Annotated in this window: 9 protein-coding genes; 6 read left to right on the top strand and 3 right to left on the bottom strand. The window is 71.0% G+C overall.

What is annotated here, in order from left to right:
• Nucleotides 1-180 precede the first annotated feature (180 nt).
• Together adhE and ligA are read left to right on the top strand one after the other, a co-directional pair.
• A complete protein-coding gene (adhE, locus tag ACFWGN_RS19750) occupies nt 181-2,874 on the top strand; it encodes a bifunctional acetaldehyde-CoA/alcohol dehydrogenase (protein WP_377619296.1) in 2,694 nt (897 codons plus the stop codon).
• A 248-nt stretch (nt 2,875-3,122) separates the two neighbouring features.
• On the top strand, nt 3,123-5,573 hold the full coding sequence (gene ligA, locus ACFWGN_RS19745) for an NAD-dependent DNA ligase LigA (RefSeq protein ID WP_377619294.1): 2,451 nt from the start codon (nt 3,123-3,125) through the stop codon (nt 5,571-5,573).
• Nucleotides 5,574-5,720: 147 nt separating this feature from the next.
• Here the strand turns inward: ligA and ACFWGN_RS19740 are convergent, their stop codons facing one another.
• A complete protein-coding gene (locus ACFWGN_RS19740) occupies nt 5,721-6,737 on the bottom strand; it encodes a dihydrodipicolinate synthase family protein (protein ID WP_377619292.1) in 1,017 nt (338 codons plus the stop codon).
• Nucleotides 6,738-6,818: 81 nt separating this feature from the next.
• On the opposite strand from ACFWGN_RS19740, the gene ACFWGN_RS19735 reads away from it, so the two are divergent.
• Nucleotides 6,819-7,928, top strand: a complete 1,110-nt coding sequence (locus tag ACFWGN_RS19735; RefSeq protein WP_377619290.1) for a hypothetical protein — start codon at nt 6,819-6,821, stop codon at nt 7,926-7,928.
• A 137-nt stretch (nt 7,929-8,065) separates the two neighbouring features.
• On the opposite strand, the gene ACFWGN_RS19730 is transcribed toward ACFWGN_RS19735, so the two are convergent.
• Complete coding sequence (locus ACFWGN_RS19730; protein ID WP_191800564.1) at nt 8,066-8,731, bottom strand: ThuA domain-containing protein; 666 nt, start codon at nt 8,729-8,731, stop codon at nt 8,066-8,068.
• Between the two features lie 17 nt (nt 8,732-8,748).
• The gene (locus ACFWGN_RS19725) at nt 8,749-9,882 is read right to left on the bottom strand and encodes an ROK family protein (RefSeq protein ID WP_377619350.1); all 1,134 of its coding nucleotides are present in this window, start codon (nt 9,880-9,882) and stop codon (nt 8,749-8,751) included.
• Between the two features lie 417 nt (nt 9,883-10,299).
• On the opposite strand from ACFWGN_RS19725, the gene ACFWGN_RS19720 reads away from it, so the two are divergent.
• The 3 genes from ACFWGN_RS19720 (at nt 10,300) to ACFWGN_RS19710 (ending at nt 14,062) form a co-directional block, all read left to right on the top strand.
• Nucleotides 10,300-11,826, top strand: coding sequence for a sugar ABC transporter ATP-binding protein (locus ACFWGN_RS19720; RefSeq protein ID WP_377619288.1), 1,527 nt, complete (start codon nt 10,300-10,302; stop codon nt 11,824-11,826).
• Nucleotides 11,823-12,875, top strand: a complete 1,053-nt coding sequence (locus ACFWGN_RS19715) for an ABC transporter permease (RefSeq protein WP_377619286.1) — start codon at nt 11,823-11,825, stop codon at nt 12,873-12,875. Before ACFWGN_RS19720 ends, ACFWGN_RS19715 begins: the two co-directional genes overlap by 4 nt.
• A 146-nt stretch (nt 12,876-13,021) precedes the next feature.
• Nucleotides 13,022-14,062, top strand: a complete 1,041-nt coding sequence (locus ACFWGN_RS19710; protein WP_377619285.1) for a substrate-binding domain-containing protein — start codon at nt 13,022-13,024, stop codon at nt 14,060-14,062.
• The last annotated feature ends 47 nt before the right edge of the window (nt 14,063-14,109 follow it).

The raw sequence follows: 14,109 nt of genomic DNA, 5'->3' as shown, positions 1-14,109 counted from the left end.
ACCCTAGGCGACCTGGCGGACGGGGAGTCTCGGCCCGGCCGCCCCGGAAGAGGGCGACCCCCTGTGGCCCGTGCCACATCCTGGAGCGGCTCTTGCATCTATCCGTACCTTGTGAAAGTATTCACAAGCAAGGGAAAGACACCACGCAGACCCGGCCGCTCGGGTCACTGGAGGAGCAACGTGAGCAGCACGAGCAAGGCCCCCGTAGGAGTCACCGAGATCGACGCGCTCGTCGACCGCGGTCTCAAGGCGCTCAAGCAGTACGACGCCTTCACCCAGGAGGACATCGACCGCATCGTGAAGAAGGCGTCGGTCGCGGCCCTCCACGAGCACGGTCGCCTCGCGCAGCTCGCGGTCTCCGAGACCGGGCGCGGAGTCTTCGAGGACAAGGCCACCAAGAACATCTTCGCGTGCGAGCACGTGCCGAACTCGATGGCCAACCTCAAGACGGTCGGCGTGATCGGCCGTGACGAGCTCACGGGCATCGTCGAGATCGCCGAGCCGGTCGGCGTGGTCGCCGGCATCACCCCGGTGACCAACCCGACCTCGACCGCGATCTTCAAGGCGCTCATCGCGCTCAAGACACGCAACCCCATCATCTTCGCCTTCCACCCCAGCGCCCAGCAGTGCTCGGTCGCCGCAGCCCGCATCGTGCGTGACGCCGCGGTCGCCGAGGGTGCCCCCGTGGACTGCATCCAGTGGGTCGAGCAGCCCTCGCTCGAGGCCACCTCGGCCCTCATGAACCACGACGGCGTCTCGCTCATCCTCGCCACCGGCGGCAACGCGATGGTCCGCGCCGCCTACTCGGCGGGCAAGCCGGCCCTCGGCGTCGGCGCGGGCAACGTCCCGGCCTACATCGAGAAGACCGCCAAGCTCGGCCGCGCGGTCAACGACGTCGTCCTGTCCAAGGGCTTCGACAACGGCATGGTGTGCGCCTCGGAGCAGGCCGTCATCCTCGACACCGAGATCTACGACGAGGCCCTGGCCGAGTTCGCCCACATGCACGCCTACCTCGCGAGCCCCGAGGAGAAGGCCAAGCTCGAGCGGTTCATCTTCGGCGTCGAGGCCGGCGGCGCGAACTGCGCGGGCGCCAAGCTCAACGCCTCGATCGTGGGCAAGAGCCCCCAGTGGATCGCCGAGCAGGCGGGCTTCACCGTCCCGGACGGCACGTCGATCATCCTGGCCGAGTGCGCCGAGGTCGGCCCCGCCGAGCCGCTGACGCGCGAGAAGCTCAGCCCGGTCCTCGCGGTGCTGCGCGCCCAGTCGACCGACCACGGCATCTCGCTCGCCGAGCAGATGGTCGAGTTCGACGGCCTGGGCCACTCGGGGGCGATCCACACCGAGGACAAGGACATCGCCGAGGAGTTCGGCCAGCGCGTCAAGGCCGTGCGCATCCTGTGGAACCAGCCGTCGGCGCTCGGCGGCATCGGCGACATCTACAACGCGCTGATCCCGTCGCTGACCCTCGGGTGCGGCTCGTACGGGCACAACTCGGTGTCGAACAACGTGTCGGCGGTCAACCTCATCAACGTCAAGCGGATCGGACGCCGGAACAACAACATGCAGTGGTTCAAGATCCCGCCGAAGACGTACTTCGAGCCGAACTCGATCCAGTACCTGGCCCAGATGCCCGACGTCGAGCGCGTCACCATCGTCACGGACAAGGTCATGAGCCAGATCGGGATCGTCGACAAGGTCCTCGACGTCCTGGGCCGCCGTCCCAACAAGGTCTCGATCCAGATCATGGACCAGGTCGAGCCCGAGCCGAGCGTCGAGACGGTCGAGAAGGGCGCGGAGATGATGCGCGACTTCAAGCCCGACACGATCGTCGCGATCGGCGGCGGGTCGCCCATGGACGCCGCCAAGGTCATGTGGCTCAAGTACGAGCACCCGGAGATGGCGTTCTCGGACCTGCGCGAGAAGTTCTTCGACGTCCGCAAGCGCGCGTTCAAGTTCCCCACCCTGGGTGACCTCGCCAAGCTGGTCTGCATCCCGACCTCGTCGGGCACGGGCTCGGAGGTCACGCCGTTCGCGGTCATCACGGACCACGCGACCGGGTACAAGTACCCTCTGGCCGACTACGCGCTGACCCCGTCGGTCGCGATCATCGACCCGGTCCTGACCGCGACGATGCCCGCCAAGCTCGCGGCCGACTCGGGCTTCGACGCCCTGACGCACGCGACCGAGGCCTACGTGTCGGTCTACGCGAACGACTTCACCGACGGCCTGGCGCTGCACGCGATCAAGCTGGTCTTCGAGCACATCGAGGCCTCGGTCACGCAGGGGGCCGACGCCCCCGAGGCCCGCGAGAAGATGCACAACGCGGCCACGATCGCCGGCATGGCGTTCGGCAGCGCGTTCCTCGGGATCGTGCACGCGATGGCCCACACGGTCGGCTCGTCGTTCGGGCTGGTCCACGGTCGCACCAACGCGATCTTCCTGCCGCACGCGATCCGCTACAACGGGCAGATCCCGACCAAGGTCACGGGCTGGCCCAAGGCCGAGAAGTACATCGCGCACGAGCGCTACCAGCAGATCGCCAAGCACCTGGGGCTGCCGGCCTCGACGCCCGAGCAGGCCGTCGAGTCGTACGCCCGGGCCGTCGAGGAGCTGCGGGCCAAGGTCGGGATCGAGCGCTCGTTCAAGGAGCAGGGTGTCTCGGAGCGCGAGTTCATCGGAGGCCTCGACGCCCTGGCGATGCGGGCCTACGAGGACCAGTGCGCCCCGGCCAACCCGCGGCTGCCGATGCTCGAGGACATGAAGGACATCATGGTCGCGGCCTACTACGGCACGAGCCGTGAAGAGGTCCGTGCCGAGCGCAAGGCCACCGAGGAGGCGCTCGCGCTCGCCGCGGCCGCCGAGACCTCGGAATGATCTGGGCACCGGCGTCCGGGGAGCAGCCCGGACGCCGGTAGCCCGACCGACGACCCGAGCGGTACGGGTCAGGGTCGGGTGGCGCGTCCTGCCGGGTGGCGCCACTCACCGAGGGTCCGGGGTTCCCCCTTTCGTCCCGGACCCGCACGCAGCGCCCCGCGTCCTCCAGCGCGGGGCGCTGCTCTGCGTCGGGGCAGGGCGAGCCGGTGGACCGCGCGGGTGTGGGTGGAGCACGCGATGATGGGCACGTGAACGACGCCTCCTCGCACCTCCTCGAGCCCCTCGCCGCCGACGCCGCCCCGGCCCTCGACGAAGCCGCCGCCCAACGGCGCTGGGCCGAGCTCGTGGCCCTGGTCGAGGCCGACCAGCGGGCCTACTACGAGGCCGACGCGCCCGTGTCGTCGGACGCCGAGTACGACGCGCGCATGCGCGAGCTCGAGGCGCTCGAGGCGGCGCACCCCGCGCTCCAGACCCCGGAGTCGCCCACGCAGCGTGTCGGCGGACGGGCCGCGACGGGCTTCGCGACGGTCGAGCACCTCGAACGCATGCTCTCGCTCGACAACGCCTTCTCCGCGGAGGACCTCGCCGCGTGGGCCGCGCGCGTGCACCGTGACCTGGGCGTCCCGCCCGAGGCCCCCGTCGAGTACCTGTGCGAGGTCAAGATCGACGGCCTCGCGATCGCGCTGCTGTACGAGCGGGGGCGCCTCGTGCGGGCCGCGACGCGAGGCGACGGGCGCACGGGCGAGGACGTCACGGCCAACGTCCGCACCATCACGAGCATCCCGCAGCAGCTCGCGGGAGACCCGGCCACGCACCCGGCGGTGATCGAGGTCCGCGGCGAGGTCTTCCTGGGCGTCGAGGACTTCGCGGCCCTCAACGAGGCGCTCGTCGCGGCCGGCCAGGCTCCCTACGCCAACCCGCGCAACACCGCGGCAGGCTCGCTCCGGCAGAAGGACCCGGCCGTCACGGCGAGCCGCAACCTGCGCATGTACGCGCACGGCGTCGGAGCGCTGCAGTGGGACGAGGGCGAGCACGCCGAGCTCGAGCGCCAGTCGGACGCCTACGCCCTGTTCGAGCGGTGGGGCGTCCCGGTCTCGCCCCACAACCGCGTGGTCGACGGGCTCGCGGGCGTGCAGGACATGATCGCCTACTACGGCGAGCACCGGCACAGCATCGAGCACGAGCTCGACGGGATCGTGGTCAAGGTCGACGAGCTCGCGCTCCAGCGCCGCCTCGGTGCGACGAGCCGCGCACCGCGGTGGGCCATCGCCTACAAGTACCCTCCCGAGGAGGTCAACACGCGCCTGCTCGCCATCCAGGTCGGCGTCGGCCGGACCGGGCGGGCAACGCCGTACGCCGTCATGGAGCCGGTGCTCGTCGCGGGCAGCACCGTGCGCCAGGCGACGCTCCACAACCAGGACGTCGTGCGGGCCAAGGGAGTGCTGATCGGCGACGTCGTGGTGCTGCGCAAGGCGGGGGACGTCATCCCGGAGATCCTCGGTCCGGTCGTCGCGCTGCGCGAGGACGGCGTGCAGCGTACGGAGTTCGTCATGCCGACCGAGTGCCCCGTGTGCGGCGCGCCGCTGCGCCCGCTCAAGGAGGGCGACGTCGACCTGCGCTGCACCAACACCCGCTCGTGCGCCGCGCAGGTCCAGGGTCGCGTCGAGCACATCGGGTCGCGCGGCGGGCTCGACATCGACGCGCTGGGCGAGGTCACGGCCGCGGCGCTGACCCGGCCGCTCGAGCCGGCCGAGCCTCCGCTGCCGACCGAGGCCGGCCTGTTCTCCCTCACCGTCGAACAGCTCGCGCCGATCCGGGTCGTCGTGCGCGACCCGGAGACCGGGCTGCCCCGACCGAGCGACGGCAAGAGCGAGGCCGCCGACGTCACCATGTCCGACGGATCCGTGGTGAGCGCCAAGGTGGCCCGCCCGTTCCAGAAGGTCGTGAGCCGCACCTACCCGCCCGGGTACGAGGACGCGACGCCCGCCGAGCGCCGCGCCGCAGGCGTCCGCAAGGACTTCCCCGTGTACGGGCCCTCGACCACGGCCGAGACCTTGGTCGCCGAGCTCGAACGCGCCAAGACCAAGGACCTGTGGCGCATCCTCGTGAGCCTCAACGTCCGGCACGTCGGACCGGTCGCCGCGCGGGCGCTCGCGGACTGGTTCGGCTCGCTCGACGCGATCCGTGCGTCGGGCCGTGACGAGCTCGCGGCGGTCGAGGGCGTCGGGCCCGTCATCGCCGACCAGCTCCTCGCCTGGTTCGAGGTCGACTGGCACCGCGAGATCGTCGAGGAGTGGACGGCCGCGGGTGTGCAGATGGCCATCCCCGGCCACCCCGGTCCTGGCTCGGTCGAGTCCGCAGCCGGTCCGTTGACCGGGCTGACCGTCGTGGTCACGGGCGGGCTCGAGGGCTTCTCGCGCGACGGCGCCAAGGAGGCGATCCTCGCGGCGGGCGGCAAGGCCTCGGGCTCGGTGTCCAAGAAGACCGACTACGTCGTCGTGGGCGAGAACGCGGGGTCCAAGGAGACCAAGGCCCGCGACCTGGGCCTGCGGATCCTCGACGAGGCCGGGTTCGTGGCGCTCCTCGCGGGTGGGCCCGCGGCGGTCGGTGACGTGCCGGCCGACGAGGCAGACGTGCCGATCGAGCTCGACGGCGCAGAGGGCCCCGACGACCGACCGGTGGCACCGGCGAGCAGCTGACGGTCCCGACGACCGACCGGCGGCCACGACGTCGGGCTGGAAGCCACAGACATCAGCCGACGACGCGAAGCCGTCGGACGCGTACGCCGAGATAGATGTCTCCTGTCGAGGAAGAGGTCTCTGGGCCTCTCCCTCGACACGAGACCTCTACCTCGCGCGACCGGGCTTCCCGGCCCCCGACCCCGGCGCCCCTGACCCCGCGGCCTCCGGCCCCGCGGCCCCTGCCGCCGCAGCCGGTCGGCGTGCCAGCACGGACCGCAGACCCGCAGCCTGCTCGGGCGGTGTCGCGAGGACCGGACCTCGCGGCGGGCCGGCCGGCACGCCGAGCAGCTCGGCGAGCGCGTGGAGCCCCGCGACGGGGCGCAGCTGCCCGAGCTCGCGGGCCAGTGCCAGGAGCCAGGACCGTTCCAGCACGGCGTCGAGGGGCCGGCCGTCGACGTGCGCCCGGTGCAACCGGACGTACTCGGCGGGCACGAGGGCGGCCACCCCGGTGTGCCAGGCGTCGCTCGACGGCAGGGTCGTGAAGGCCCCTTCGATCATCGCGAGGTCACCGCTCAGCCCGACGGCGAACGCGTCGTCGTCGACCGCGCCTCGGACGGCGGACAGGCGAGCGCCCACGCCCGCCCTCCCGGCGGGGTCCTTGAGGCCCAGGAGCCGGGCTTGGCGTGCCAGGTGAGCCAGGACCTCCGGGGTCGCGTCGTACCCGCTCTGCGCGGGCCGGTTGTAGAAGCACAGGGGCAGGTCCGTCTCGGCGGCCACGGCCTCGAACAGGGCCACGACCTCGTCGTCGACCAGCGGGACGTACGAGAAGGGCGTGAGCACGAGGCCGTCGGCGCCGCCTGCCTGCGCGGCCACCGCGTTCCGCACGACCTCCGTCGTGGCCGGCGCCGCGACCGCGACGTGCACCGGTACCCGGGCCCCGGAGCGGCCGGGCCCGGCATCGCGCGCCGCGCGGACGGCCGTGCCCACGACCGCGGCGCGCTCCTCGTGGCAGAACGACGTGCCCGCGCCCGACGACGCGAGGACCGTGACGCCGTCGACCCCCGCGCGGACCGTGCTCGCGACCAGGCCGGCCAGCGCCTCCAGGTCGGGGGCGCCCGAGCCCGGTCCCACGGGCGTGATCGGATAGGCGAGCAGCCCGCTGAAGGGCGACGGCACGGTCATCCGCGTGATGCTGCCACACGAGCAGGCCCGAGGGATGAACGACCCACCGCCCGATCGGCGCCCGCGCCTACCATGGCGAGCATGACCCAGGACCTGATCCCTGACCTCGTCGCGCCCGCCGACACCTCGACGCTCGTGCGTGGCGCCCACCTCGTGGGCTCCGTGAACCTCCCCACCGCCGAGGACACGTTCCGCACCGTCGCCGCGCACGCGGGCACCCACCTCCGGCGGATCCCCGACGGCGAGGTCGGCGAGAGGTTCCACTGGATCCTGTTCCAGGGCTCACGCTTCGAAGCCGTGCCCGGTCTGGCGCGCCTCCCGATCGACCCGGTGGTCGTCGCCGGGTTCGACGTGCGCCCGCACGTGCTCGACGGCTCGGTCGCCCCGGGGGACCTGACCTTCGGCGAGCTGGGCTACGCGGCGGCCGCGTCGTCGTCGTACGCGGACTTCGTGCGGCTGCGCGCCGAGGGGGTCATCCCGGCCGGGACCCGCTTCCAGGTCTGCCTGCCCACGCCGCTCGCCCCCGTGGTGGCGTTCGCCGTGCCCGACGCCCGTGCGGCCGTCCACACGGCCTACGAGGCCGCGATGCTGCGCGAGATCGAGGCGATCGTCGCGACCGTCCCCGCCGAGGACCTCGCGATCCAGCTCGACCTCGCGAGCGAGTTCGCGCTGATCGAGGGCGCGAACCTCGGGGCCGGACCCGCGCAGGCGTGGTTCGCGGTCGACTCCGACGAGGTGCTCGCCGGCTGCGTCGCGCGCGCGGCCCGGGTGGCCTCCGCGGTCCCCGCGGGCGTCGAGCTCGGGTTCCACCTCTGCTACGGCGACGTGGCCGAGAAGCACTTCGTCGAGCCGGCCGACGCGCGCCGGCTCGTCGAGGTCGCGAACGGCCTCGCCACGACAGTGACCCGCAAGATCGACTGGTTCCACCTGCCCGTGCCGATCGAGCGCGACGACGTCGAGTACGTCGCGCCGCTCGCCGACCTCGCGATCGAGCCGACCACCGAGCTCTACCTGGGCGTCGTCCACCACGAGGACGGCGAGGAGGGCGCGCTGCGCCGCCTCGCGGCCGCGGCGCAGGTCCTGGGTGAGGGCGAGGTCGGGGTCGGGACCGAGTGCGGGTTCGGGCGTGGCCCGAGCGAGCGCACCGCGCCCTTGCTCGAGCTGCACACCGCGGTCGCGCGCGCCTGGTAGTCGCCGCCCGCGCGGCACCCCCGGGCGTACCCGCACGCCCGGGGGACGCTCCGGCGTCGGGCCGGACGCACGAACGGTCGGCAGCCCGGAAGGGGTGCCGACCGTTCGCGACGGTGCCGCTCAGGAGCGGTGGTGCCTCACCGGCTGGCCCACAGGAGGCCGCGCTCGATCACGGTGCGCAGGTCGGAGCTCTCGAGGTCCGAGAGCTGGTGACCCGGTGCGCACACGAAGATCTTGCCCGCGCCCCACTGCCGGGTCCAGATCGACGGCGACACCACGGGCGCGCGCCACGGCGAGTCGGCCGTGGGCTGGATCGTCGTGGTCGCGAGGACCTCGTTGAGCGAGTCCGCGAGCACCCAGTACTGCTCGGAGTTCAGGTGGAACGGGCCCAGGCCGGCCACGAGCGGGTGGTCCGTGTGCTCGGGCAGGACCTCCACGGTGTGCTCGACCAGGTCGCCGGGGTGCGCGGCGAACTGCCCACCGAGCATCTGCAGGTAGTCCGTGGCCATGCGGAACGAGTCGATGATCCCGCCGTGCCAGCCGGCGAGACCGGCACCGTTGGTCACGGCGTCGCGCAGCCCGCGCATCTCGTCGGGCAGGATCTCGCCCATGGTCCAGGACTGGACGATCAGGTCGACGCCCGCCATGTACCCGGCGTCGGCGTAGACCTCGAGCGAGGACTCGACGTCGACGTCGAATCCTGACTCCTCGAGGAAGGGGAGGAAGAGGTCGGTGCTCTCCTCGGGGGAGTGGCCTGGCCATCCTCCCCGGACGATCAGGGCCCGACGGTCCGGCACGCTCATGAGTCCTCCGTTGGCGCTCACGCGATCAGGGCATCGATCGCTGCGGGAGACAGTACGTGATCGATCGCCATGGCGCTCGCACCGAGCACGCCCGCCTGCCCGCGTGCCTGCGACGTGACGATGCGCAGGTGCTGCGTGGCCAGGGGGAGCGAGCGCTGGTAGACGATCTCCCGGATGCCCGCGATCAGGTGCTCACCGGCCTCGGCGATGATGCCGCCGACCACGATCATGGAGGGGTTGAGCAGGCTCACGCACGCGGCCAGGACGGCCCCGATGTCGCGACCGGCCTGACGGACGGCATGGCTCGCCATGAGGTCGCCGCCGCGCACGAGCGTGACGACGTCGCCGCTGTTGAGGGCCTCGAGCCCCTCCTTCTTGAGCGCGCCGGCGATGGCCTGGCCGCTCGCGACGGCCTCGAGGCAGCCGATGTTGCCGCACCGGCAGGGCGTGTCGGTCGCGTTGGGGACCGCGATGTGGCCGATGTCCCCGGCAGCCCCCTGGGCGCCGCGCCGGAGCTCGCCGTCCGAGATGACGCCCGCGCCGATGCCTGTGGCGACCTTGACGAAGAGCATGTCGCTCACCGCGGGCCACGCCGTGCGGTGCTCACCGAGCGCCATGATGTTCACGTCGTTGTCCACGAGGACCGACGCGTCGAAGGTCTTGCCCAGGATCGCCGGGACGTCGACGTCGTCCCACGCGGGCATGATCGGCGGGTTGATGGGCCGCCCGGTCGAGTGCTCGACCGGCCCGGGGAGACCGACGCCGACGCTCACGAGGTCCTTGAGGTCGCGCCCTGCCGCGGCGATGAGCTTTTCACCCGTCTCCGCGACCCAGGCGAGGACCGTCTCCGGTCCCTCCGAGATCGACAGGGGCGCGTCGATCTCGGCGAGGACGTTCGAGGCGAGGTCGGTCACCGCGAGGCGCGCGTGCGTCGCGCCGAGGTCCACCGCGAGCACGATCCGTGCGCCGGGGCTGAAGGCGAAGGTCACCGGGGGGCGCCCACCGGTCGAGCTCGCCTCGCCCGCGGGCGCGATGAGCCCCGAGGCCATCAGCAGGTCGATGCGGGCGGCGATCGTGGACCGCGCCTGCCCGGTGATCGCGGCGAGGTCAGCCCGTGTCCGGGGTTGGCCGTCGCGGAGCAGCTGGAACATGTCCCCGGCGCCGGTGGGGCGTGGGGCGAACTTCAGCAGTTCCTCGGTGGGCACGATGTATCACGGAGCCTCTCGTTACTACGCAGTGGTGGCGTTCTCTAGCGTACTGCGATCTTCGGCTTTTGCTTGACGATCGACAGAAGCCGACCTAGCGTGTGGTTTGCTGCGGCAGCGACGCCGCGGCGGACGGAGTCTCGCACCTCCACCTGTCAGTAGCGTCATATCCCCGACAATCTGCCCTTGTTGCCACCCTGGACGAGGTCCTCGCCGCCTGCTCGCGGGGCCGGACGTGAGTCAGGGTCTCGGCCGGCGCGTCGCACCTCTATGTCCACTTTTGCTGGTCACGGGTCTGTAACGAAGCAAAAGATCGAGATCTTCTGATTGACGCTCGTCAAAAGGTCGGCTAGTTTCTCTCACATGGTCAACGCAGACCCTCAGCCCACCAGGCCGCTCCTGCAGATGCGGAGCATCGTCAAGCAGTTTCCCGGCGCCCGAGCACTCGACGGCGTCGATCTCGACATCCTCCCCGGAGAGGTGCACTGCCTCCTCGGACAGAACGGCGCCGGCAAGTCGACCCTCATCAAGGTGCTCGCCGGTGCGCACCAGCCCAACGAGGGGCAGATCCTCATCGACGGGGAGCCCGTCACCATCCCTCACCCGGTCGCCGCGCTCAAGCTCGGCGTCGCCACGATGTACCAGGAGCTGGACGTCGTCGACGGCCTGACCGTCGCCGAGAACATCTACCTGGGGCACGAGCTGTCGACCGTCGGCTTCTCCAACCGGCGCGTGGTCGCCAAGAACACCCGCGACCTCATGAGGCGGCTGGGTCACCCCGAGATCTCGCCCCACCGCGAGGTGGGTGAGCTGTCCGCCGCGGGCAAGCAGATCGTGTCCATGGCTCGCGCCCTCTCGCACGACGCGCGGGTCATCGTCATGGACGAGCCCTCCGCGGTGCTCGACAGCGAAGAGGTCGAGAACCTCTTCCGCGTGGTCCGCGAGCTCACCTCGAGCGGTGTCGCGATCGTCTACATCTCGCACCGGCTCGAGGAGATCCGGCAGATCGGCGACCGGATCACGGTCCTCAAGGACGGGCGCACGGTCGCGCAGAACCTCCAGGTCTCGCAGACGCCCACCGCGGAGCTCATCAAGCTCATGACGGGCCGCGCGGTCGACAACGTCTTCCCGGCACGTGAACCGGTCGCCGCCGAGGCGGAGGTCCTGCTCGCGGTCGAGTCGCTCGGTCTCAAGGGCGAGTTCTCGGACGTGTCCTTCGAGGTGCGCGCGGGCGAGGTCGTCGGTCTCGCCGGTCTCGTCGGCTCGGGGCGTTCAGAGATCCTCGAGACCATCTACGGGGCGCGCCACGCGACCGAGGGGACCGTCGTGGTCGGGGGCAAGCAGCTCCGGGCCGGTTCGGTCGCGGTCGCGGTCGACGCGGGCATCGGCCTGTGCCCCGAGGAGCGCAAGAGCCAGGGGCTCCTCCTCGACGAGCCCGTCTACCGCAACATCACCCTCTCGACGTTCGGGCGCTTCGCCAAGGGAGGTTTCCTCGACGAGCAGGCCGAGAGGTCGGCGGCACAGGAGCAGGCGGTCTCGCTCGACCTGCGCCCCGCCGGCGTCGAACGCCACGCCCGGACGCTGTCTGGCGGGAACCAGCAGAAGGCGCTCCTGGCGCGCTGGCTCGTCCGCGGCTGTCGCGTCCTGCTGCTCGACGAGCCCACCCGTGGCGTCGACGTCGGGGCACGCGCCGAGATCTACAACCTCATCCGCGACCTCGCGGCCTCGGGGGCGGCTGTCCTCGTGGTCTCGAGCGAGATCGACGAGGTGCTCGGTCTGTCCGACCGCGTCCTCGTGATCTCGGAGGGCCGCGTCGTCCACCAGGGACCAGCAGATTCGATCGACGAGCACGGTGTGCTCGACCTCGTCATGGAAGGAAGTGCCGCGTGAGCGAGCAGGAGGTGTCCACCGCAACCGTCGTGGACGGGTCGGCGCACGCCGGGAGCTCCGGTTCGTCCGGTCCCGCGTCGTCGCGCCGGAATTTGTTCAATGGATCGATGGGTCGGAACGTCGGCCTGGTCCTCGCCCTCGTGGCGCTCGGCATCGTCGGTTACGTCACGGCCGGAGAGCGGTTCGCGAGCATCGACAACGTCCTGACGATCCTCCGCTCGGCCGCCGTGATCGGCGTCCTGAGCATCGGCATGACCTTCGTCATCACGGCAGGCGGCATCGACCTCTCGGTCGGCTCCGTCATGGGTCTGTCCACCGTCTGGGCCAGCACGCTCGCGACCCAGACCATGGCCGCCGACACCCACTGGATCGTCATGGTCGTCACGGCCCTCGCGGTCGGTACGGTCTGCGGGCTCATCAACGGCGTCCTCATCGCCTACGGCAAGGTCGTCGCGTTCATGTCGACCCTCGCGATGATGGTCGCCGCCCGAGGGCTCGCCGAGATGATCTCCAACCGGCAGACGCAGATCGTCACGGTCAAGCCGTTCCTCAACTTCTTCCGCGCCGACTTCATCGGGATCCCGGTCCTCGTGTGGATGTTCGTCGTGGTCGCGGTCGCCGGCTGGATCCTCCTCAACCGCACGACGTTCGGTCGACGCACCATCGCGGTCGGAGGCAACCCCGAGGCCGCCCGCCTCGCGGGCATCAAGGTCAAGCGTCACCTCATGTACCTCTACTGCCTCGTGGGCTTCACGGCCGGCATCGCGGCGGTCATGATGCTCGGCCGCACCACGGCCGGTTCCTCGACGAACGGTCTGTTCTACGAGCTCGACGTCATCGCGGCGGTCGTGGTCGGCGGGACGCTCCTCGTGGGCGGCCGCGGCACGATCGTCGGGACCGTGTTCGGCGTCCTGATCTTCATGACGCTGACCAACATCTTCACGCTCAACAACATGTCGACCTCGGCGCAGAACGTGGCGAAGGGCGTGATCATCGTGGTCGCCGTGCTCCTCCAGCAGCGCTTCGCCTCGCGCACCAGATCCGACTAGCTCCGCCGTCGGGGCTTCTCGTACCGCACCACCGCACCACGACCCCGCCCGCGGGGCCGGAACCCAGCACGTCCAGCACGTCCCAACCAGCACCAGCAGGACCAGAATCAAGGGAGATCCTCATGTCCGCTCGTACCCGTACCCCGATGCCACGCCGTCTGGCCCTCGCGACCGTCGCGCTCACCTCGGTCGCGCTGTTCGCCTCGGCCTGCACGTCGAACACGCCGGCCCCTTCGGAGACCAGCGCCGCTGCCGCCGCCCCGGGCGCGTCGTCGGACAACGACGCCTCGGGCGAGAAGGTCGTCATCGGCTTCTCCGCCCCCGCGGCCGACCACGGCTGGATGGGCGCCATCACCAAGGCCGCCCAGGCCGAGGCGGACAAGTACGACGACGTCGACCTCAAGGTCGCCGAGGGAACCAACGACGTCAACCTCCAGATCAGCCAGATCGAGACGTTCATCAACGACGGCGTCGACGCGATCGTCATCCTCCCGTTCGACGGCGCAGCCCTCACCGAGGTCGCGACCGAGGCCATGGAGGCGGGCATCACGGTCATCAACGTCGACCGCGAGTTCTCGAGCCCGTTCGCGGCCCGGTCCACGGTCCTCGGCGACAACTACGGCATGGGCGTGAGCGCAGGCACCTACATCTGCGAGCAGCTGGGCGACAACAAGGACGCGGTCGTCGCGGAGATCGCCGGGATCGACTCGCTGCCCCTGACGCAGGACCGCAGCAAGGGCTTCTCCGACGCGCTCGAGGGCTGCGGGCTCGAGGTCAGCAACCGCGTCGCGGCCGACTTCACGGTCCAGGGCGGCGAGCAGGCGGCTGCCAACCTGCTCCAGGCCGCGCCCAAGATCGACGCGATCTGGAACCACGACGACGACCAGGGCGTCGGCGTCCTCGCGGCGATCGACAACGCGGGCCGTGACGAGTTCTTCATGGTCGGCGGCGCCGGCTCGGCGAACGTCATGCGCTCGATCGAGGCCGACGACACCGTCCTCAAGGCGACCGTCATCTACCCCTCGACCCAGGCAGCCGACGGCATCAAGCTGGCCCGCCTGATCGAGCACGGCAAGTCGATGAGCGACCTCGCCTCGATGGGCGTGCCGCGCCAGATCCAGCTCTTCGCGCCGGTCGTGACCAAGGACAACGTCGACGAGTACCTGCCGTCGGCCTTCGAGTCCTGAGCACGACCCACCACTGACGTCGCGGGCCGGGCGCAGCGCCCCCGGCG

Origin of the sequence: Oerskovia sp. NPDC060338 (assembly GCF_042726295.1) — a bacterium.
Taxonomy (GTDB): domain Bacteria; phylum Actinomycetota; class Actinomycetes; order Actinomycetales; family Cellulomonadaceae; genus Oerskovia; species Oerskovia merdavium.
This window is presented reverse-complemented; position numbering and strand designations above follow the sequence as displayed.